This window comes from Solidesulfovibrio fructosivorans JJ] (genome assembly GCF_000179555.1).
Classification (GTDB): domain Bacteria; phylum Desulfobacterota; class Desulfovibrionia; order Desulfovibrionales; family Desulfovibrionaceae; genus Solidesulfovibrio; species Solidesulfovibrio fructosivorans.
In genome coordinates this window covers 12,440-31,852 of sequence record NZ_AECZ01000011.1, presented here as the reverse complement: position 1 = coordinate 31,852, position 19,413 = coordinate 12,440, and the positions used below count along the sequence as shown (strand labels likewise).

Genomic DNA, 19,413 nt, shown 5'->3' with positions numbered 1-19,413 from the left:
TCCCCGGCAAAAAGTTTCGGAAAGGGAGAGAGCGAGAGGGGCTGCCGCCCTTTTCAAAGGGTTTCCCTTCTCGCATCTTCTCTTCCCATAACCCGCCGTCTACCCCGCCATATCCATATAAAATGCCGCCCCGTCGTCCCCGGCGCCGACGAGCCGCCGGCCGTCGGGTGACCAGGCGATGCAGGTGACCCGGCGGTTGGCGATGGCGAAGAGCGGCGCGGCGACTTTGCGTTCGGGGCTGCCGAGAAAAACCACCCCGCCGTCGAACCCGCCGGCCACAAGCGGCAGCACGGGATGCACAGCCAGGCTGCCCAGGAGTCCGTGCTCGAAGGCCCCGAACACGGTGGCTTCCCTGGCAGCCGGGTCTACGGCCGCATCCACCGGCCAGGCGACGAACGCCTGCTCGCCGCCGGTCCAGAGCATGTCTCCCTCCAAGGAAAATTCCAGACAGCGCACCTTGGCCGGGTAGCCTTCCAGCAGGTAGCCCGCCGCCCGGTCCAGGTCGTAGACGCGCACGCTTTTGTCCTGGGTGGCGCAGGCCATCTTGGCTCCGTCCCGGGAAAAGACCACGGCCAGGTTCGAGCCCGGGCCGTCGAAGGTGTTGCCTGGGCAATCCGGGCGGGGTGGGGCGTAGACCGTGACGCCGTCGTAGTGGCTTGCGGCCAGGGTGCGACCGTCGGGGCTGACAGCCAGCCCGCCGATGGCGCTCGGCAGCGGCGGCAACAGGGAAGGGGCCAGGGTCTCGGGATCGAAGAGCACGACCTGTTTGCCGCAGGCGGCGGCCAGGACGCGGCCGTCGCGGCTGGCGGCCACGTGCTCGATCCACTGCCCTGGAAAAGCGGCCAGCTCCCGCGTGCCGCCGGAGAGGTCGGTCAGGGCGATCCGTCCGTCGTCGCCGCCGGTCACGAACCCAAACGGCGTTGCGGCAAGGCAGGAGGCTCCGCCGGAATGGGCCGCGGCAAAGGTCGTCCCACCCGTAGCCACGGCGGCAAGGGCCAGCCTGCCGTCGCCCAGGGCGAAAGCGGCCACGGTCTCGTCGGGGCTGACGGCGCAGGCCGCGACATAGGCCCCGAAGTCGGCCCGGTGCAGTCCCGGCAGTTCGTTGTCGGGCATAAAGCTCATACCGCGTCCTCCTTGGCCGCGCTGGCGGCAAGCCCCTTCTCCACGAGATTCCGGTCGAGGCCCCGGCCGATGAACACGGCCTTGCTTGCGCGCGCCTCGCCATCCTTCCAGGGGGCGCCCCAGGCGGTCTCCAGGTACATGTGCACGCCCTGGAAGATGAAGCGTTGGCTGGTGCCGGCCACGTCCATGATGCCCTTGCAGCGGTAGATGTCCTGGCCGTGCTCGCGCAGCAGATCGGCCAGGAGTGTCCCGAGTTTTTCGGGATCGCACGGCGTGTTCAGGGAAAAGCTCATGCTCTGGATGCCGTGGTCGTGCTCGTGGGTATGGACGTGCCCTGGCGCGACGGCTCTATCCGGGTTGCCGAAGAGCCTGCGGCCGATGTCGAAGGCCTTGCGGTCGAGAAGCTTGGCGATGGGCAGGTCGCAGCGCACGGCGTCGACGATTTCGGCCGTGTCGTTTAAGCGCCGCACCGTGGCCTCGATGCCCTTGATGGCCGTGTCGTCGACCAGGTCGGCCTTGTTGCAGGGGTAGCACCAAAGCGGCGATTTGAAAAGAAAGCGGATGGAGGGGAAGGAGAAGAGGATGCGAGAGGGGAAAACTTTATAAAGGGGTCTCCCCCTCTCGCGCACTCCCCTTCCTCAACGTTATTTCTTTGAGATCGTTACGGCAAAGAGCGCCTTGCTTGGCGATGCGAACCAAGGAAGCGGATGGGACCTTTCACAAGGCAAGGTTCCCGCGGCATCCTTGGAGAAAGGGGCGCTAGCGTTTTTGATACGCCTCTTCGAAGTCGATGAGTTCCTTGCCCCGGGCGACGGCGTTTTCCTCGGTCTTGCCGGCCGCGCCCACATGGGAAAGCAGATGTCCCGTCTCGTCCCGGACGTCGATGGCAAAGGCGGAACAGTAGTTGCTTTCGGGGCTGAGTTCGATGGAATACCCCTTATAGGTGTGCTTGAGCTGTTGCATGATGTCCTCCTTTCTCTGCGACTCCCTCGTTGACCTGATAAGTATGTTCCCGGGTTTGGCAACCGGCCTGTCGCCTTCGATTGGCCAGGAAGGAAGTCTGGATGACAAATTTGGAAAAAAGAACGCCGCCCCGTGGAGAGAGGGGGCGGCGCGTGGTCCACGTCGGGAGAGGGGGGGCCGGCATGGACCAAATTGGGGCGGGCGTAGCGTCCGGCGGGTACTTGCCGGGCGCGACGCGCCGTTTTTTTTAATCTTCGACCTTGCCGACGGTGCTCACGCAGCAGATCTTGTCCCAGGCGTAGTAGGTGTTGCGGGTCTCCTCGCCCAGCTTTTCGGTGATGCGCACGAATTCATCGCCGAGAAAAAGCGTGGCGGCCTCGAACAACTTGCCTTCGTTGATCTGCAGTTTCACACCCTTACGCAGCTTGCGCGAAAGGGTGCCGTGCATCGGGGACGAAGCGTATTCGAATACTTTTTCCAGGGTTTGCTTCTGCACAAGGCGTCTCCTTTTTGACAAAAAAGCTAAAATTCAACACGGCTACCACTTAACGCTTCTGGAGCAAAAAGCAACGACAAAAAAGGGGGCAAAATAAATCATTTGCTAACTATTTGTTTGTATGGAGTATTTTTTGTAAATTCGTAGAAAGGTCGCCGAACGGACCTCGCCTGAGGGCCGATCGTTAGCGCATGGAGATTGAAAATAAGAGAGGACAATTCTGTAAGCCAGTGTTTGCCAAGAGAGACGGGAAAGGCCGGCGGCGGGCGCTTTTACCCGGGGATCGCTTCCCCGCGTATGGCGGAAGCCAGGACCTCGAAAAACGCCTCGCGGGCTTGACGTTCCCGCCAGGGCGTATGGCCGCAGCGGGGCAGCACGATCATGCGGAAGCGGGACACCCCGGATAACGGCTCCCGTACGCCGGCCACGGGGTGTGGATCATAGTCGCCGTGGATGGCGGTTATGGGACAGGAAAGGGACAAGGCGATGCGCAGCAGTTCGCCACTTTGGCGCAAGGCGGCCGCCTCGGGCCAGACCTTGGCCTGGATGTCGGCCGCGAAGACGCACGGCGGATCGGCTTGGGCATCCTCCCCGGCGGGCAGGGGATCGTAGGCGTCGGTCCGCTTGAGCAGACTGGTCAGGCGGACTACGGCCGCTTGATCCGGTTCGGTGCCGGAGGTGAAAAAAGCCTGTATTTCCTGGCGGTCGGACGGCTCCAGGCGGCCAAGTCGCGTTTTCATGACGCCGGGCGCATCGCGGGCCAAAAACGGGCCGCTGCCGACGAGGATGAGCTTTGCCACCAGATCGGGACGCCGGCCGGCGACAAGCACGCCAAGCCAGGCTCCCCAGGAATGGCCGATCAGCGTGACCGGGCCGTCCGCCTCCGCATCCAGACAGGCGGCGAGCTCGTCGATTTGTCCGGAAACGGAGTCGGCCGTCTGCAACGGCTCGAGCACACCGCCAAGGCGGGAAAGCCGTCTTGCCACCGGGGCGGCCTCGCCGGTCGCGCCGGGACCGCCGTGCACCACGGCCAGGCGATAGGGCGGCGATCCGTAGCGGCGCAGCCTGGGCCCGGGGCCGCCGTTTATCAACCGACGACCCCGAGGAGGTCTTCGCTCTTGGTCGGCATGCGGCTAGTCTTCCTTGCCCTCGGGGCGCATGGACAGGACCGGAATCCTGGCCGTCTTGATAACCTTTTCCGCCACCGAGCCGAACAGGATCTTGTCGAGGCCCTTGCGGCCATGGGTGCCGAGCACGATGACGTCGGCCCCCACTTCCTCGGCCACGGACACGATTTCCTCGGCCGCGTACCCCGAAACCACCCGTGCCTCGACCGGGACGCCCTGGAAGTATTCCTTGACGAAGGAGTTCATGGTGTCCGTGGCGCCGCTGACGATGCCGGTGACGAAGTCGTCGATGTAGCTGGCCTGGACGTGGAACTCCACATACTGGGTCAGGGACGGGGCAACGTACAGGGCCACGATCTTGGCCCCGCAAATCTCGGCAAGGTTCTTGGCGTATGCGGCCACCTTGGGACTGACCTCGGAAAAATCCAGCGCGCAGACGATCGTCTTGATCTGGACCATGGCGGACTCCTCGTGGTTGCGGTTTTTTCGCTCCATCAATTTACCACAGGGAGAAGAAAAGCGGAAGAAGCTTTTTATGGCGGCGAGTTAGCGCCGACGCAGCACTCGCTCCTGGCGCAATCGCTCAATGGGCGCGGACACGTACCGGTTGAGCGCCAGACAAAAGACGGTGGTGGCCGCCAAGGCGACCAAAGGCAGGTCCCGCTTGCCGTGGAAATACTCGATCACCATGATCACGGTCCAATGGGAGATATACATGGGGTAGGACAACTCGCCGATGGCCCGGTCGAAGCGCATCTTTTTGGTCAGCAGAAAGAGAAAGGGGATGGAAAGCGCGGTGGCGGCGTAAAGGAAATATTCCTTGCCCCGCGCCCCGGGCAGGAACTGGTAGCCGAGGATGGTCGCCACATAGAGGCCGCTTATCGTCCACAGCGTGCGCCGGGCGATGGCCACGGGCCTAAGCGCCGCGTACAGGCGGTAGGACAGGATGCCGAGCAGGAAAAAGCCGCATTCGACCGGAAAGAAACGCTGCTTCCAGGGGTCGAAAGGCAGGTTGTCCAGGTAGACCACGGATCGTAGCGCCAGGCTCGCGGCGATGACGCTCACCAGGAAAAGATTTGAGCGCCGCACCAGCCAGGGCGCCAGCAGATAGAACATCAGTTCCAGGGAGATGGTCCAGGTCTGGGGCGTGAGCAGGAAAAACCAGCCCGGCGTGGTCCGATGCAGGGCGTCCCAGGCAAAAGAGAGCGTGCCCGTGGCGTGGTTGAGATTGGTGAAAAAGAGGATCTCCTGGCCGAGGATGGTGATGTTGGCCGTCACCAGCGCGGCGACGGTCGCCGGCGAGAGCGCGTGCAGCCAGGTTCGCCACGGTCCGATGAGCAGGGACGTGCGCAGGAACGAGGCGAAGAAAAGCGACGCGCAAAGGGATAAGACGAGCACCACCCAGTACGGCGGGAAAAGCCGCAGCAGGCGGTTGCCGTAAAAAAGGCGGCAGTGCCCCGGTCCCGTGTATTTCTCCGTCAGGATAAGCGCCATGTAGAAGCCGGAGATGATAAAAAAGACTTTGATGGCAATATAGGCGTCAGTAAAGACGAAGCCGTACAGGGGACCAGTATGATTGATCACCACGGTTGCGGCCAGAAGAAATCGCACCAGACCCATGTCTCGTCCGCTCGTCTGCTTTCTGCATCCCGCCCCAGCTCAGGGAGCGGGATGCGCGCTAACCCTTCAAGGCCTTGGTAAGCTTTTCCTTGTCATCGCTGAACAGCTTGTAATTGATGGCGTCTTCCATGGCCTGGAAGCTGGCCTCGATGACGTTGTGGGAAACGCCCACCGTCACCCAGCGCTTCGCCGTGTCGCCGGATTCCACCAACACCCGCACATGGGAGGCCGTGCCGCAGACGCCCCGGCCGCATTGTTCGTCTTCCACCGTTCCGGACAGCACCCGGACCTTGAAGTCGAGCAGGCGCATCTCGGCCAGACGCGGATAAAACCCGCGCAGGGCCTTGCGAATGGCCTTGTCCAGGGCGTTTATGGGACCCCGGCCGGTGGATGCGGTGTGCTTGACCCGGCCCCCGACCTTGATCATCACTGTGGCCTCGGTCAGCGGTTCATCGCTTTCATAGACGTTGTCGTCGAGCACCCGGTAACGGGTGACGGTGAAATAACTGCGGGCCCGGCCGAGCACACGGTTTAAGAGCAGCTCATAGGAGGCCTCGGCCGCCGTGTATTCGTAGCCCAACGCCTCGCGCTCCTTGATGGTGGTCAAAAGCTCCAGCACGAAGGGATCGTTTTTATCCAGCTCGAAGCCGAATTCCCGGGCCTTGTAGAGGATGTTGCTCTGGCCGGAGAGGTCGGAAAGCAGCACGCGCCGGGCGTTGCCCACGGATTCGGGCGTCACATGCTCGTAGGTGAGCGGGTTTTTGACCACGGCCGAAACATGCACTCCGCCTTTGTGGGCAAAAGCTCCGTCGCCCACGTACGGCTGGTTGGAAGGCGGCTGCTGGTTGACCATCTCGGAGACGAAATGGGCCGTGGGCGTCAGCAACGGCAGTTTGCCCTCGGGCAGGCAGTCGATGCCGCACTTGAGGATCAGGGATGGGATGATCGTGCACAGGTTGGCGTTGCCGCAGCGTTCGCCGTAGCCGTTAACCGTGCCCTGAACCTGCACCGCGCCCAGTTCCACGGCCTCGAGCGAGTTGGCGACGGCCACTCCCGAGTCGTTGTGGGTGTGGATGCCGAAACGGGCCTCTGGCAGGGCGGCCGCCACGGCGCTCATGATGGCGCGAAATTCCACGGGCAGGGTGCCGCCGTTGGTGTCGCAAAGGACCAGCACGTCGGCCCCGGCCTCCTTGGCGCGGCGCAGCACGGACAGGGCGTAGTCGGGATTGGCCTTGTAGCCGTCGAAAAAATGTTCGGCGTCGAAAAAGACTTCCCGGAAATGCTGGCGCAGGTAGGCCAGGGAATCGCCCACCAGTTCCAGGTTGCGGGGCAGGGTGGTGCCGAGCGCCTCGGTGACGTGGATGTCCCAGCTTTTTCCGAAAATGGTGACGACCGGCGCGCCGGAGTCGACCAGCGCCTTGAGGTTGGGGTCGGTTTCGGCCGTGACGCGGTGGTTGTGGGTGCTGCCGAAGGCGGCGATGCTGGCGTATTTCAGGTGGTAATTCTGGATCTCCTGAAAAAAGCGCTTGTCCGTGGGATTGGATCCGGGCCAGCCGCCCTCGATGTAGGCCAGACCCAGCTCGTCGAGCTTGAGCGCGATACGCAGTTTGTCCTCGGTGGTGAGGCTGATGTCTTCGGCCTGGGTGCCGTCGCGCAGGGTCGTGTCGTAGCAAAGCACGCGTCGCATGAGCTATTCCTGATTGCCGCCGGGGCCAAGGCACAAGGGCCATGCGGCTGCTTCCGGCGGAAGATTGCCCTCGCGGCCGTTGCCATGGGAAAACGGCCGCGAGGCGTTATGAGCGGGCCGCGTCGACTAGACGCAGGCCACGGCCGGGCCTTCGCCCAGCCCGAAGGCGTCGTGCAGGGTGCGCACGGCCAGCTCGAGGTATTTTTCCTCGATCAGACAGGTGATCTTGATTTCCGAGGTGGCGATCATGAGAATGTTGATGTTTTCCTTTTTGAGCAGGGTGAACATCGTGGAGGCGACCCCGGAATGGCTGCGCATGCCGACGCCGATGACCGACACCTTGCACACGTGGATGTCGTGCTGGATGTCGTCGGCGCCGATCTCGGGACGCATATGGTCGAGGATGGCCAGCGTCTTGTCGAGGTTGGCCCGGGAGACGGTGAAGGTCATGTCCGTGTGACCGTCGCGCCCGGTGTTCTGGATGATCATGTCGACCAGGATGCCGGCCTCGGCGATGGGGGCGAAGATGGCGGCCGCGACCCCGGGGGTGTCTTTGACGTTGCGCACCGTGATGCGGCACTGGTCCTTGTCGTAGGCGATGCCCGAAACCAGGACGTCTTCCATTTCCGTATCCTCCGAAGTGACCAGCGTGCCGGGATCGTCGGTGAAGGTCGAGCGCACCCGGACCGGGACATTGAATTTCTTGGCCAGCTCCACCGAGCGGATCTGCAGAACCTTGGCCCCCTGGCTCGAAAATTCCAGCATCTCGTCATAGGAGATGCGTTCGAGCTTGCGGGCCGCCGAGCACAGGTTGGGATCGGTGGTGTAGACGCCGTTGACGTCGGTGTAGATCTCGCAGACCTCGGCCTCGAGCGCCGCGGCCAGGGCCACGCCCGTGGTGTCCGAGCCGCCCCGGCCGAGCGTGGTGACGCGGCCGTGGCAGTCCACGCCCTGGAAACCCGCCACCACCAGCACGTCGTAGCCTTCGAGCATGGCGTGCAGGCGGGGGGCGTCGATTTCCATGATCCGGGCCCGGGTGAAATTCGAATTGGTGGTGATGGGAATCTGGTGGCCCAGGAGCGAGCGGGCGCGCAGCCCGGCATCCTTGGCCAACATGGTGAAAAGAGCGACCGAGGCCTGCTCGCCGGTGGTGACCAGCACGTCGAGTTCAGCCGGGTCGGGATCGGCGGAAAATTCCCGGGCCTGGGCCAAAAGCCGGTTGGTCTCGCCGGACATGGCCGAAAGGGCCACCACCAGCTTGTAGCCAAGGGCGTGGGCCTTTTGCACCCGGGCCAGGACCAGACGCATGCGCTCCAGCCCCTTGACCGACGTTCCGCCGTATTTCTGCACGATAATCCGCATTGTTGCCTCCAAAGGTGCCGGAGCGTGCGGCTTCCGGCACGGCGTCGCGCCGTTACGTGGCGAGGGATCGGGCCAGGGCCGCCAAAGCCGCCCGGCCGCGCTCTCCGGCGGCGGTGATCCGGCAGCGCCGTCCCGATTCGGCCGGGAGCCAGTCGATTTCCAGGCGGTCGGCGGGCTGGGCCGCCCGGGCGAGGTATTCGGCCCACTCCACGACCACCAGGGCATCCTGGTCCGCGGCCGTCTCCAGATGTTCGTCCACGCAGGGGTCGCCGCCGGCGATCCGGTACAAATCCACGTGGAAGGTCTCGGGGGTCGTGGGATAGACGTTGACGATGTTGAAGCTCGGACTGGCCACTTCCGCCGCGTCGCCGCCCGGCAGGGCGGTCACCATTCCCCGGACGAGCGTGGTTTTGCCCGAACCGAGTCCGCCGCGCAAGAGCAAAGCCGCCCGTGTCGCTGGATCGGAAGCCAAAACGGCCAGTTTCCGGCCGAGCGCCAGCGTCGCTTCCGTATCGGGCAGGGACAGGGTCAGCGGCTGCGATCCAGCGTCCATCGCCGGAACTATTTCTTGTCCACCAGCGTGCCGAGAACGTCGCTCATGCCGATAATGCCGACCACCTTTCCCTGGGCGTCCGTTACCGGAATGGTGTGGTAGCCCTTGTCGGTCATAAGCGACGCGACCTCGTCGATGCCGGTCTCCGGCGAAACGGTGGCGGGATTGCGCGACATGGCGTGGACGGCGGTCAGCGCCGACATTTTCTCCACTTCCCGGTCGAGGTCCTTCATGGACCCGAGCGGAATGAAGCCGTCGAGGAGCGAAAAGACCGAGGGCAGCGACAGTTTCTTCTGCTGGGCGACAAGGTCGGCCTGACAGAGAATGCCGGTCAGCTTGCCGGCGGCATTAAGGACCGGCATGCCGTTAAATCCCTTCTCGAGGAGAAGTTTGGCCGCAGCGCTTATTTCCGTGTCTTCGGTGATGGTGACGACATCGCTGGTCATCATGTCCTTGGCTTTAAGCATGATCACTCCGTGAGGGCCCGGGGCAGCATATCGGCGATTTCCGAGGCCAGATTGCCCCGTCTGGGGTACAAGGCGGCAAGGCGCGCGCCGGCAAGTCCATGCCAATACACCGCAATGCAGGCGGCAAGCAAGGGGGAAAGCGGGGAGCAGGCAAGCGCCGCGGCAAGTCCGGAGAGCACGTCGCCCGAGCCGCCAACGGCCAGATTGGGCGCGACGACCGGGCTTACAGCCGCCGACCCGTCCGGCGCGGCCACCACCGTCGCCGGCCCCTTGAGCACGGCCACGCAGCCGTAGGTCGCGGCCAGGGCTCGGGCGGACTCCAGCCGGTCGGCCTCCACAGCCGGGATATCCGTGCCGAGAAGCCTCGCCGCCTCGCCGGGATGGGGCGTGATGACAACCTCAGACCCGATTTTTTCCTTCAGCTCCGGATCAGTTGCCAGGAAAAAGAGGCCGTCGGCGTCGAGGACCAGCCGGGAGGGCAGCGGCAAAAGGGCGCGCAGGAACGCCCCGGTGTCCGGATGACGGCCAAGGCCCGGCCCCAAGGCCACCGCGCCGGCCGTGGACACGAAGTCGCGCACCGCCCTCGCGTCGTCGGGGCCGAAATGGTCGCCCGCGCCCACGGGCAGGGTCATGACGTCGGGATGGCCGGCCTTGAGCGCGATTTCCACCGCGCCCGGACAGGCCACGCTGACGAGCCCCGCCCCGGCCCGAAGCGCCCCAAGCCCGGCCAAAAGCGGCGCGCCGGTCAGTCCCCGGCTGCCGCCGACCACGACCGCCCGGCCGGCCGAGCCCTTGTGCAAGAGCGGATCGAGGGCCGGCAAGGCGTCCGCCAGACGCGGCGTCATGCGCCAGGCCCGGCACGGATGGTTTTCCCTGACGGGGCGGGGGATGCCGATCGGGCGCACCAGCAGCCTGCCCACGTAGGGCGCGGCCTGGGGCGCGACCAGCCCGGTCTTGGCCGCCTCGAAGGTCACCGTGGCGTCGGCGGTCACGGCCACGGGCGAGGCCACTCCGGTCGCCCCGGAAAGCCCGGACGGGATGTCCAGGGCGAAAATGTACGACTGGCCGGCCAGCCGGTTGACCGCCTCCACCACCTCGCGCAAATCCGGCCGCAGTTCGCCCGTAAATCCGGTGCCGAGCAGGCCGTCGACAATGATGTCCGGCCCGTTCGCGCCCGAAAGATCGGCTTTGGCCAACGGGATCATGGGCAGGCCGAGCCTCGCCGCGAGCCGGGCGTTGAACCCGGCCGCGCCCTTGTAGCGCCCGCGTGGCCGGACCAACGCGATGGTCACCTTGGCCCCCAGGCCGTCCAGATGACGCGCCAAGGCCACGGCGTCGCCGCCGTTGTTGCCCGGACCGGCCAACAAGAGCACCGTCTTGCCGCGCACCTCACCGACTTCGCCGACCAGCGCGTGCATGGCCTCGCGACTGGCGTTTTCCATCAGCGCCAGAAACGACATGCCGCACTCGGCAACACTGGCGGCATCCCAACCGGCAATCTCCTGCGGCGTCGGCAACGGATCGAAGTAGCGACCATCGAGCATTGTGGTGTGCCTCCGGCGGTCGGGGGGGAACCCTTTTTGAAAAAAAGGTTCCCCCCGGACCCCCCTCCAAAAAACTTTCAAAGGTGTTGCTTGGTCATCCCGGGTAACCCCTTTGCCGCAGGGCCTTGACGCCGGCGTCAAGGCCCTGCGGCGGTAAGGGGGGACCGGGGGGCGCGCTCGCCCCCCGGTGGGGAGGTCCAGGAGGGGCAAAGCCCCTTCTGGCCGCCGGAGGCATCCTCACCTCCCTTCCAGCACCACCACGGCGGCGGCAGTGGCGCGTTCGTGGGTGATGCTGACGTGCCAGGCGGTCGCGCCGAGGGCCTGGGCGCGGGTCAAGGCGGGGCCGGTCAGGGTCAGGGTCGGGCGTCCCAGGGCATCGGGGAGGATTTGCAGGTGTTGAAAGCCGACGCCCTGGGAAAAGCCGGTGCCGAGCGCCTTGACGGCCGCTTCCTTGGCCGCGAACAGACCGGCCGCCCTGGCCACGGGACGCGGCGGCAGGGCGGCCTGTTCGGCCGGGGTGAGGATGCGGGCCAGGAACCGCTCGCCGAACCGCTCGATGGCCGACTCGATGCGGGCCAGTTCCACCAGATCGATGCCGAGGCCGAGGATCACGGCCGCACTCCGTCAGTCGGGGAAGCCGGCGACGATGGCGGCCATGGTGGAGACGGCCTCGGTGATGCCGGTCATGATGGCGCGGGCGATGATGCTGTGGCCGATGGAATATTCGCTGATGCCGCTTGTGCCTTTGAAGGCATATATATTGTCGTAGTCGAGGCCGTGCCCGAGGTTGACGCCGAGTCCGGCCCGGCGGGCCTGGGGAATGGCGGCCAGCAGGCGGTCCAGCTCGGCTTGCCGGGTTTCCCGCGTCGTGGCGTCGGAGTAGGCCCCGGTGTGCAGTTCGACATAGGCCGCGCCCACGTCGACGGAGGCGTCGATCTGGCGCGGATCGGGATCGATGAAAAGGCTGGTGGGGATGCCGGCCTCCGCCAGTTCGTCGACGAAGGCGGCCAGTTCCTTTTCCCGGCCGGCCACGCCGAGGCCGCCCTCGGTGGTCAGTTCCCGGCGTTTTTCCGGCACCAGGCAGACCATGTCGGGCTTCAGTTCCAAGGCGATGCCGCGCATCTCGTCGGTGGCGGCCATCTCCAGGTGCAGGCGGGTTTTTATGGTCTGGCGCAAAAGGCGCACGTCCCGGTCCTGGATATGGCGGCGGTCTTCGCGAAGGTGGACGATGATGGCCCTCGCGCCGGCGAGTTCGGCCATGGCGGCGGCGGCGACGGGATCGGGGCTTTGGCCCAGGCGCGCCTGGCGCACGGTGGCCACATGGTCGACATTGACCGCGAGCAGGGGCATGGCTGACTCCTTCCTCTTTAACTGTTGCGCGGACGGTAAGCCTTTTACATTTGCGAGGCAACCGGCCAGGGCGGGCGTGGGATTGTTGACAAACGTCGGACCAATCCGTAAGTGCGAACCACTTTCTTCTAAAACGGGGCTAAGCCGCAAGCCGGCAACAGACGCCCCATCCTCCGCGGTCCTTTCCCGTCGCTGGGGAACAACCCTAACAACGAGTACACAGGTATGAATCTTTGTATTGTAGGCACCGGTTACGTCGGCTTGGTGAGCGCCGCCTGTTTCGCCGAAATGGGCAATGACGTCTGCTGCGTGGACATCAACCCCACCATTGTCGAAAACCTGCGCCAGGGCAAAATTCACATCTACGAGCCGGGTCTTGACGAGCTGGTCAAGCGCAACGTGGCCGAGGGCCGCCTGCGTTTCACCACCAAGGTATCCGAGGGCATGGAGAATGCCCTGTTCGTGTTCATCACCGTGGGCACGCCCCCCCGCGAGGACGGTTCGTGCGATCTGTCCTTCGTCTACCAGGTGGCCCGGGACATTGGCTCCAGCATGACCGATTACAAGATCGTGGTCGACAAATCCACGGTCCCGGTCGGCACGGCCGACGAAGTGCGCAAGTTCATCGGCGAGGAACTGAAAAAGCGCGGCGAGACCATCGAGTTCGACGTGGTCTCCAACCCCGAGTTTCTCAAGGAAGGCGACGCGATCAATGACTTCTTCAAGCCCGACCGGGTGGTCGTGGGCACGGACAACGTGCGCACGGGCGAGTTGTTGAAGGCCCTGTACGCCCCCTACGCCCGCAGCCGCGAGAAGGTCATCGTCATGAACGTGCGTTCGGCCGAGATGACCAAGTACGCCGCCAACTGCATGCTGGCCACCAAGATTTCCTTCATCAACGAAGTGGCCAACATCTGCGAGAAGGTCGGGGCCGACGTGCGCGAAGTGCGCATGGGCATCGGTTCGGACCACCGCATCGGCTACCAGTTCATCTACCCGGGCATGGGCTACGGCGGCTCCTGCTTCCCCAAGGATGTCAAGGCGCTGATCGACACCGCCCGCCAGTACAAGTTCGAGCCCCAGCTGCTGGCTTCCGTCGACGACGTCAACAAGCGCCAGAAGCACACCCTGACCAAGAAGATCGAGGCCTATTTCGAGCCCCAGGGCGGACTCAAGGGCAAGACCCTGGCCTTGTGGGGCCTGGCCTTCAAGGCCAACACCGACGACGTGCGCGAGGCGTCGGCCTTCGAGCTCATCAAGGACGTCACGGCCAAGGGCATGAAGGTCGTGGCCTTCGACCCGGTCGCCGGCCCGAACACCCGTGAGCAGTTCAAGGACAACAACCTGCTGACCGTGGTCGACGAGCAGTACGCCGCCCTGGAAGGGGCCGACTGTCTGGCCGTGGTTACGGAATGGAACCAGTTCCGCAATCCGGATTTCGGCCGCATCAAGAAGATGATTAAGGAGCCGCTGATCTTCGACGGCCGCAACCTGTATTCCCCGCAGCTTCTGGCCGACCTCGGCATGGTGTACTTCTGCATCGGCCGTCCGGCGCCGAAGATCTAACGCGCGATCGACCGATAGGTCTTTAGTAAAGGGCGGGCAACCGCCCTTTTTTTGTGCCCGGCCGCAATGGGAGACCGCATCGGGAAGGGCGGCACAAAGGAAGTGGTCCCGGGGAACGCCTGGGAAGAGTACCGGTTGGCGGACGGGCGCTACGGAACGCGGTTGGCCGGGGACCGGTCCGACCGCTTGGCCGCGTCCGCCTCCGGAAAAGGGCTGGTGAAAAAACGGTGGAAAGTCGAAATGGCGGGAAGGGGCAGGCCTAGCGGTTCCCTTCGAGGGTGCGGCGGCAGGAGCGCAGCATGAGTTCCTGGAGGATTACGCGTTCGTATTCCATGGAGTTTTCGGCCTCGGGGCTCTCTTCCTCCACGAGCATGCGCTCGAGATATTGGGTTTCCTCCCAAAAATCGAGCAGTTCGTCATCACCGAGATTTTTTATCTGATCGACCAGGGGAAACTGGTCGCTATCCGGGAAAAATTGGCCCATTCGGGTCGACTCCTTGCGTGGGTGGGCGCTTGGCGGCGTGTCCGCCGTGTAAACGGCGGCGTCCGTTTTGGCAAGCCTCAATTCCTGTGGTTTTTCCCCGCGTCCCTGCCGCATCCGTCGCGTTCGTGCCGTTGGAAAAAAAGGGCGGGGGCATGGACTTTCGGGCGAACGGAGACAGGCTGATCGCGGTTTACGTGGCGTCATCCCCGGCGGCCAGGGCTTGGCGCGGCTCCTCGCCCACTTCGAGGGCGGGGTTTACGGGGAGGGCCATACGCACGAGGCCGTTGAGGATCGCGCCTTCCTCGATGACCACGATCGGGGCCAGCAGGTTGCCGCTCAGGCTCGAGCGGACAAAAAGGGTGGCGCGCCTGGAGGCTTCCACATCGCCGACGATGCGGCCGCTCGAGACCAGTTCGGCCACCTTGATGCGGCCTTCCACATAGCCTTGTTCGCCGAGCACAAGGGTGCCGTCGGAGATGATGTCGCCGATGACGCCGCCGTCGATGCGTACGACGCCCTGAAAATTGAACTGGCCGTGGTATTGGGTGCCCGCGCCGAGAAAGGCGGAAATGGCCTCATGGCGGGGCATTTTTTTGCTGGAACGTCCGAACATGAAATGGTCCTTGCTGCCCGCGTCTTCGGGGCGTGGGGTGAGCCGGGCTGCGCCTACTGGTGGGCTTGGTTGTGGATCTCCATGTTAAGCTGGATCAGGCGCGCGTTGATTTGCTGGATGCGGTCGATATTGTCCCCGTAGTTGTCCACCAGCGAACGCTTTTCCTCTTCCAACTGGTAACGTTCCACTTCCTGGGGACTGGCGCCGGGGCCGGGCTGCGGATTGGCAAGCTGCGGCATGACGGGCGGCGTGGCCTTCTTGTCGCAACCGGCGCCAAGCGGCAATGCGGCGACAAGCAGGCAACAAAAGACGATGACGTAACGTTTCATATTCCTCTCCCACTCGGCAGGATAGCAAAGCATCCGGCGGCTGTCCCGTGAAAAAAAGCGCTCCGTCGACGTCAGGCGTCCCCAGGCGGCGTTTTGCCGGGAGCTGGGGCCTGTTCCCGGACGATGCGCACATCGCATTGGGGAAAGGGAATTTCGATGGACTCCTCGCGAAAACGACGGTCGATGCTGAAGCGGATGTCCGACTCGGTATCCATGCCATAGGCGACGTTGTCGACCCAGACCATGAGCAGGAAGTCGAGCGAACTGTCGCCGAAGGCCGAAAACTGCACGGAGGGACTGGGGTTTTGCAGCACGTGTGGGTGGGCTCTGGCCACCTCGATCAGGATATCGCGGACCTTCCCTGTGTCGGAGCCGTAAGCCACGCCCACGGTGATGTCCCGGCGCATGGTGGCGTCACGGTGGGTCCAGTTGATGAGCTTGCCGGAGATGAGGTCGGAATTGGGCACGAACAGCGTGGCGTTCTGGAAAGTCTTGACCACGGTGTTGCGGATGTTGACCTTGCTGACCTTGCCCCAGATCGTGTCAATCTGGATGACGTCCCCGGCCTGGATGGAGCGACCGAAGAGCAGGATCAGGCCGGCGATGAAGTTGTTGACGATATTTTGCAGACCAAAGCCGATGCCGACGGAAAGGCCGCCGGCGACCACCGCCAGGCTCGTGAAGGAAAAGCCGAGCAGAAAAAGCGAGATGAGCGCGTATAATCCCCACAGCAGATAGGTGGAGGTGGTGTCGAGCACGTCGCGCACGCCCGGGTCGACCCCGGGCTGCAGTCGCGGCAGGTCGCGGATGAAGGATTTGGCCACGTAGACCGTGGAACGGGTCACGAAAAAGCCGGTGAGGACCATCGCCAGCCCGCCGACGGACAAGCGCAGGTTGCCGATGTCCACGGCGAAGGACACGGTCGCGGCAAAGACTTCCTGGCCGCCGAGCTCCGTGGAGAACCAGTAGAGGACGAGGAAAAACAAGGACAGGAAGATCAGCGGAAACCCGAGCCCGGACACAACCGCCCGGGTGACGATGGGCGCGCCTTCCCGGGCGGCCTTGTCCTGCCACTTGGCCACCAGTCGGGACAACCCCGAGCCGGTTTCGATGGCGGCCAGAAATAGGAACCATCCCGCCAGCGCCAGCACCGACAGATGCTGCCAGCCCATGGCGGTCATCAGGCACAGGATGATGTACAGGGCCGGAGTGAAGCTGCCGGCCAGATGCGACGGTCCGGTGCGGGCGGCGGGCTTTTTGCGCTCGTAGAGGAAAAACGCCAGTAGCAAGGCCATCCACACCGCGGTCATGAGCACGTCTGGCAAAGCGCCGATCTGGAGGAGCAAGCCCATGGAAAAAAACAGCCACAACCGGCGCAGATGCACGGCCGGCTTGCCCTTGCCCTCCGGGGAGGCGGCCCGGGCAAGCATCTCGGCAAAGGCGACCAGGGCGGCGGCCAGGGATATCTCGGCCAGGGCATTGAGAAATTCATGAAGCAGAAGCGGCGCGTCCCCGGCCACCCAGTTGAAAAGGCAGCCCAGGCCGACCATGAGCCAGATGCGGCGCGCCTGCTTGAGTTCCCTGAAATCCGGGTAGCGGCGGCGCAGGCGCAAGGCGGCCATGAAATCGGCCAACCCCAGGACGAAAAAACCGATGGCGATTCTGACCAAGGCGGCCAAGGTGCGGCTGGAATCCGCGCCGCCGATCAGGGACTGGACCATGGACGTGTTGGAGCGCAGCCACAGCTGGATGCTGGCAAAGGTCTCGGACCAGGCGGTCAGGGACGAAACATCGCCTACAGGCGTGAAATAATAGTGTTTCCAGGCCTTGGGGAGCCTGGCCTTGAGGGCCTTCTCATTCTCCGACAGGGATTCGAGGAAATCCTTGGCCGGGCCGAGTTGCTTTTCCAGGGCCGAGCGAACCTTGGCCAGGCTTGCCCGCACGCCCTTGATGTAGTTGAGGTAGTACGTGATGGCGTCGGTAAGGGCCTGATCCTGGCCATCGGAGAGATGCTTGCTGAATTCTTCCTTGAGGGAGTCGAGGCGGGTGGCGATCTTGTCGATTTCATCCCGGCTGTTGGCAAAGGGGTCGATGAGCGCCTGGGCGTTTTGGCGCAAGCGCCCCATGTCGTTGAGCACGGCTCGCATTTCCCAGGGGTTGCCCCCGGAAATCGAGATGATGAGGTTGAGCGCGTCGAGCTTGCTTTGCAGGTCGGACAGCGCGGTCCTGAAGTGCCGCACATTCTGGGGCAAAAGTCCTTCCAGGGACTTGAACCGCACCGCCTGCTGGACCAAGGCGTCCTGATGGATGGACAGCAGCACCTGCCAGTCCTTGGGCTGCGAGGCGTCCGAAGCGTCCGCGGCGTCGTCTTTGGCGGACTTGTCCGACTTGTCGGCCGACTGCTTGGCTCCGTTGGCCGGGCCGGCCAGGGCGTCACGGGCAAATACGCCGTCCGGGAGACAGGGCATGGCAAGGCCGAGCGAAAGCGCCAGGATGGCGATGCACAGTCGAAGGATACGGGGCATGGAAGGATCCTATGGGAAATGATGCGGGCTTGTTTTTGAATGCGGTGCTTGTTGGAGGCGTTGACGGAAGTACTGTTTCTGTTGGGCTGGCCGGCGACGGAGTGTGGCCGGTGCGCGCGGCCGTCTGTAAAATTTTCGGAACAGGAGGGCGCGAGAGGGGAAATCCTTTTAAAAAGGATTTCCCCTCTCGCGCCGCTCTGATCGCCCTAACGTTTCTCCATGGTCGTGTAGGAGTGGCGTTTGCGGCCGATGTAAATCTGGCGCGGCCGTTGGATGCGTTGGTCGGGCGAGTGGGTTTCTTCCTTCCAGTGGGCGATCCAGCCCGGCATGTTCCCTATGGCCGTGATGACCGGGTACATGTTGGGCGGGAAGTTGATGGCCCGAAGCAGCAGGCTTGAATAGAAATTGGTGTTGGGGAGCAAATGGCGGGAGGCGAAGTATTCGTCCTCGCCGGCCCGTTCCTCGATTTCCTGGGCGATGTCGTGGAAGGCGTCGCACTTGGCGTAACCGGTGGCGATGAGCTTTTCGTAGGTCGCCTTGATGATGCGGGCCCGGGGGTCCTCGACGTGGAAGACCCGCTGGCCGAAGCCCATGAGCCGGCCGGAGCGGGCCTTGGCCGCTTCGAGAATGCGGGTCACCGTCGTGCGCCCGGCCACCACGTCCTCGAACATGCGGATGGCGGCCGAGCTGGCCCCGCCGTGGTGGCGTCCCCACAGGGCGCAGATGCCGGCGGAGACCGAGGCGAAGAGGTTCGCCTGGCTCGAGCCCACCATGCGCACCGTGGCGCAGGAGGTGTCGAGGGCCTGGTCGGCGTGGCACATCATGAAGATGCTTAAGGCCCGCACGATGGGGTCCGGAGCCTCGTAGATCCAAAACGGCACGGAGAACATCATGTGCAGGAAATTGCGGCAGTAATCCAGTTTCGGATTGGGGTAGTTGAGCGGCATCCCCTGGGACTTGCGGAAGCTGAAGGCGGCGATGGTGCGCACCTTGCTCATGATCTTGGCCGCGGCCAGGCGAAAGTCGTCCTGGGAGCTGATGTCGTAAAGCTCGGGGTAATAGCTGCCCATGGCATTGATCATGGCCGAGAGGATGGCCATGGGGTGGCCGTTTGGCGGAAAGCCGTCCAGGTGGCTGAGCAGGTCCTCGTGCAACAGCTCCTGGTCGCGCAGCATGACGCGAAAGGCCTCGCGTTCCGCGCTGGTCGGCAGCTCGCCGAACATGACCAGCATGGCCGTTTCCACGAACGTGGACTTTTGGGTCAACTCCTCCAGATCGTAGCCGCGAAAGAGCACCACGCCCTTTTCTCCGTCGATATGGGTGATGGCGCTTTTGCACACGGCCGTATTGGCGTAGCCGGGGTCAAGGGTGATCCAGCCCGTCTGGGCGCGCAGCTTGCGCACGTCCAGCGCTTTTTCCACGTGTTCGCCATTGATAACGGGCAGGGAGACGCTTTTGCCTTCGTACGTCAGGGTGGCGGAGTCGGGTGCGGTCATCGAACGTCCTTTTGTGAAATTTATAAATCATAGCCGCCGTGCCGGCCGGTGTAAAGCACGCCTCCCTGTCGCTCTTGACCCGCAACGCAAGCGGCGTAATTTGGCGGCC

The 19,413-nt window shown here is 63.9% G+C and carries 20 protein-coding genes; 1 reads left to right on the top strand and 19 read right to left on the bottom strand.

What is annotated here, in order from left to right; genetic code table 11:
• Positions 1-99: 99 nt before the first annotated feature.
• From DESFRDRAFT_RS09500 to DESFRDRAFT_RS09435, 14 genes are all read right to left on the bottom strand, one after another.
• Positions 100-1,122 carry a WD40 repeat domain-containing protein gene (locus DESFRDRAFT_RS09500; RefSeq protein ID WP_005993368.1) on the bottom strand — a complete coding sequence of 341 codons (1,023 nt, stop codon included), beginning with the start codon at positions 1,120-1,122 and terminating at the stop codon, positions 100-102.
• Positions 1,119-1,751, bottom strand: coding sequence for a CobW family GTP-binding protein (locus DESFRDRAFT_RS09495; RefSeq protein ID WP_005993366.1), 633 nt, complete (start codon positions 1,749-1,751; stop codon positions 1,119-1,121). The genes DESFRDRAFT_RS09500 and DESFRDRAFT_RS09495 overlap by 4 nt, the downstream gene beginning before the upstream one ends.
• A 130-nt stretch (positions 1,752-1,881) precedes the next feature.
• Positions 1,882-2,085 carry a hypothetical protein gene (locus DESFRDRAFT_RS09490; RefSeq protein WP_005993364.1) on the bottom strand — a complete coding sequence of 68 codons (204 nt, stop codon included), beginning with the start codon at positions 2,083-2,085 and terminating at the stop codon, positions 1,882-1,884.
• Between the two features lie 247 nt (positions 2,086-2,332).
• Positions 2,333-2,581, bottom strand: coding sequence for a hypothetical protein (locus DESFRDRAFT_RS09485; protein WP_005993362.1), 249 nt, complete (start codon positions 2,579-2,581; stop codon positions 2,333-2,335).
• Positions 2,582-2,853: 272 nt separating this feature from the next.
• The gene (locus DESFRDRAFT_RS09480) at positions 2,854-3,672 is read right to left on the bottom strand and encodes an alpha/beta fold hydrolase (protein ID WP_005993361.1); all 819 of its coding nucleotides are present in this window, start codon (positions 3,670-3,672) and stop codon (positions 2,854-2,856) included.
• 42 nt (positions 3,673-3,714) lie between these two features.
• A complete protein-coding gene (locus tag DESFRDRAFT_RS09475; protein ID WP_005993359.1) occupies positions 3,715-4,167 on the bottom strand; it encodes a universal stress protein in 453 nt (150 codons plus the stop codon).
• A gap of 87 nt (positions 4,168-4,254) precedes the next feature.
• The gene (locus DESFRDRAFT_RS09470; RefSeq protein ID WP_005993357.1) at positions 4,255-5,328 is read right to left on the bottom strand and encodes an acyltransferase family protein; all 1,074 of its coding nucleotides are present in this window, start codon (positions 5,326-5,328) and stop codon (positions 4,255-4,257) included.
• A gap of 58 nt (positions 5,329-5,386) precedes the next feature.
• On the bottom strand, positions 5,387-7,015 hold the full coding sequence (gene cimA / locus DESFRDRAFT_RS09465) for a citramalate synthase (RefSeq protein WP_005993355.1): 1,629 nt from the start codon (positions 7,013-7,015) through the stop codon (positions 5,387-5,389).
• Between the two features lie 126 nt (positions 7,016-7,141).
• Positions 7,142-8,377, bottom strand: a complete 1,236-nt coding sequence (locus DESFRDRAFT_RS09460) for an aspartate kinase (RefSeq protein WP_005993354.1) — start codon at positions 8,375-8,377, stop codon at positions 7,142-7,144.
• Positions 8,378-8,429: 52 nt separating this feature from the next.
• Positions 8,430-8,930, bottom strand: coding sequence for a tRNA (adenosine(37)-N6)-threonylcarbamoyltransferase complex ATPase subunit type 1 TsaE (gene tsaE / locus DESFRDRAFT_RS09455; RefSeq protein WP_005993353.1), 501 nt, complete (start codon positions 8,928-8,930; stop codon positions 8,430-8,432).
• 8 nt (positions 8,931-8,938) lie between these two features.
• Complete coding sequence (locus tag DESFRDRAFT_RS09450) at positions 8,939-9,397, bottom strand: CBS domain-containing protein (RefSeq protein WP_005993352.1); 459 nt, start codon at positions 9,395-9,397, stop codon at positions 8,939-8,941.
• A 2-nt stretch (positions 9,398-9,399) separates the two neighbouring features.
• Positions 9,400-10,941 (bottom strand): bifunctional ADP-dependent NAD(P)H-hydrate dehydratase/NAD(P)H-hydrate epimerase, encoded by a 1,542-nt coding sequence (locus tag DESFRDRAFT_RS09445; protein WP_005993351.1) that lies wholly within the window; start codon positions 10,939-10,941, stop codon positions 9,400-9,402.
• Between the two features lie 237 nt (positions 10,942-11,178).
• A complete protein-coding gene (locus DESFRDRAFT_RS09440; RefSeq protein ID WP_005993350.1) occupies positions 11,179-11,553 on the bottom strand; it encodes a holo-[acyl-carrier-protein] synthase in 375 nt (124 codons plus the stop codon).
• Between the two features lie 12 nt (positions 11,554-11,565).
• Entirely contained in the window at positions 11,566-12,291 is a 726-nt protein-coding gene (locus DESFRDRAFT_RS09435; RefSeq protein ID WP_005993349.1) for a pyridoxine 5'-phosphate synthase, read from the bottom strand.
• Positions 12,292-12,516: 225 nt separating this feature from the next.
• Here DESFRDRAFT_RS09435 and DESFRDRAFT_RS09430 point away from each other — a divergent pair, with 225 nt between their 5' ends.
• Complete coding sequence (locus DESFRDRAFT_RS09430) at positions 12,517-13,857, top strand: UDP-glucose dehydrogenase family protein (RefSeq protein ID WP_005993348.1); 1,341 nt, start codon at positions 12,517-12,519, stop codon at positions 13,855-13,857.
• A 259-nt stretch (positions 13,858-14,116) separates the two neighbouring features.
• On the opposite strand, the gene DESFRDRAFT_RS09425 is transcribed toward DESFRDRAFT_RS09430, so the two are convergent.
• The 5 genes from DESFRDRAFT_RS09425 to DESFRDRAFT_RS09405 form a co-directional block, all read right to left on the bottom strand.
• A complete protein-coding gene (locus DESFRDRAFT_RS09425; RefSeq protein ID WP_005993347.1) occupies positions 14,117-14,341 on the bottom strand; it encodes a hypothetical protein in 225 nt (74 codons plus the stop codon).
• Between the two features lie 190 nt (positions 14,342-14,531).
• On the bottom strand, positions 14,532-14,954 hold the full coding sequence (locus tag DESFRDRAFT_RS09420; RefSeq protein ID WP_005993345.1) for a bactofilin family protein: 423 nt from the start codon (positions 14,952-14,954) through the stop codon (positions 14,532-14,534).
• 53 nt (positions 14,955-15,007) lie between these two features.
• Positions 15,008-15,283 carry a hypothetical protein gene (locus tag DESFRDRAFT_RS09415; RefSeq protein ID WP_005993343.1) on the bottom strand — a complete coding sequence of 92 codons (276 nt, stop codon included), beginning with the start codon at positions 15,281-15,283 and terminating at the stop codon, positions 15,008-15,010.
• Between the two features lie 71 nt (positions 15,284-15,354).
• Positions 15,355-17,808 (bottom strand): mechanosensitive ion channel family protein, encoded by a 2,454-nt coding sequence (locus DESFRDRAFT_RS09410; protein WP_005993342.1) that lies wholly within the window; start codon positions 17,806-17,808, stop codon positions 15,355-15,357.
• Between the two features lie 206 nt (positions 17,809-18,014).
• Positions 18,015-19,304 carry a citrate/2-methylcitrate synthase gene (locus DESFRDRAFT_RS09405; RefSeq protein WP_005993340.1) on the bottom strand — a complete coding sequence of 430 codons (1,290 nt, stop codon included), beginning with the start codon at positions 19,302-19,304 and terminating at the stop codon, positions 18,015-18,017.
• Positions 19,305-19,413: the final 109 nt, after the last annotated feature.

Excerpts from the sequence above, each read along its gene's own strand:
- DESFRDRAFT_RS09460 (WP_005993354.1), bottom strand. The coding sequence starts at position 8,377 with ATGCGGATTATCGTGCAGAAATACGGCGGAACGTCGGTCAAGGGGCTG.
- cimA (WP_005993355.1), bottom strand. The coding sequence starts at position 7,015 with ATGCGACGCGTGCTTTGCTACGACACGACCCTGCGCGACGGCACCCAG.
- DESFRDRAFT_RS09410 (WP_005993342.1), bottom strand. The coding sequence starts at position 17,808 with ATGCCCCGTATCCTTCGACTGTGCATCGCCATCCTGGCGCTTTCGCTC.
- DESFRDRAFT_RS09475 (WP_005993359.1), bottom strand. The coding sequence starts at position 4,167 with ATGGTCCAGATCAAGACGATCGTCTGCGCGCTGGATTTTTCCGAGGTC.
- DESFRDRAFT_RS09490 (WP_005993364.1), bottom strand. The coding sequence starts at position 2,085 with ATGCAACAGCTCAAGCACACCTATAAGGGGTATTCCATCGAACTCAGC.
- DESFRDRAFT_RS09470 (WP_005993357.1), bottom strand. The coding sequence starts at position 5,328 with ATGGGTCTGGTGCGATTTCTTCTGGCCGCAACCGTGGTGATCAATCAT.
- DESFRDRAFT_RS09435 (WP_005993349.1), bottom strand. The coding sequence starts at position 12,291 with ATGCCCCTGCTCGCGGTCAATGTCGACCATGTGGCCACCGTGCGCCAG.
- DESFRDRAFT_RS09450 (WP_005993352.1), bottom strand. The coding sequence starts at position 9,397 with ATGCTTAAAGCCAAGGACATGATGACCAGCGATGTCGTCACCATCACC.
- DESFRDRAFT_RS09500 (WP_005993368.1), bottom strand. The coding sequence starts at position 1,122 with ATGAGCTTTATGCCCGACAACGAACTGCCGGGACTGCACCGGGCCGAC.
- tsaE (WP_005993353.1), bottom strand. The coding sequence starts at position 8,930 with ATGGACGCTGGATCGCAGCCGCTGACCCTGTCCCTGCCCGATACGGAA.
- DESFRDRAFT_RS09420 (WP_005993345.1), bottom strand. The coding sequence starts at position 14,954 with ATGTTCGGACGTTCCAGCAAAAAAATGCCCCGCCATGAGGCCATTTCC.
- DESFRDRAFT_RS09445 (WP_005993351.1), bottom strand. The coding sequence starts at position 10,941 with ATGCTCGATGGTCGCTACTTCGATCCGTTGCCGACGCCGCAGGAGATT.
- DESFRDRAFT_RS09405 (WP_005993340.1), bottom strand. The coding sequence starts at position 19,304 with ATGACCGCACCCGACTCCGCCACCCTGACGTACGAAGGCAAAAGCGTC.
- DESFRDRAFT_RS09425 (WP_005993347.1), bottom strand. The coding sequence starts at position 14,341 with ATGGGCCAATTTTTCCCGGATAGCGACCAGTTTCCCCTGGTCGATCAG.
- DESFRDRAFT_RS09430 (WP_005993348.1), top strand. The coding sequence starts at position 12,517 with ATGAATCTTTGTATTGTAGGCACCGGTTACGTCGGCTTGGTGAGCGCC.
- DESFRDRAFT_RS09415 (WP_005993343.1), bottom strand. The coding sequence starts at position 15,283 with ATGAAACGTTACGTCATCGTCTTTTGTTGCCTGCTTGTCGCCGCATTG.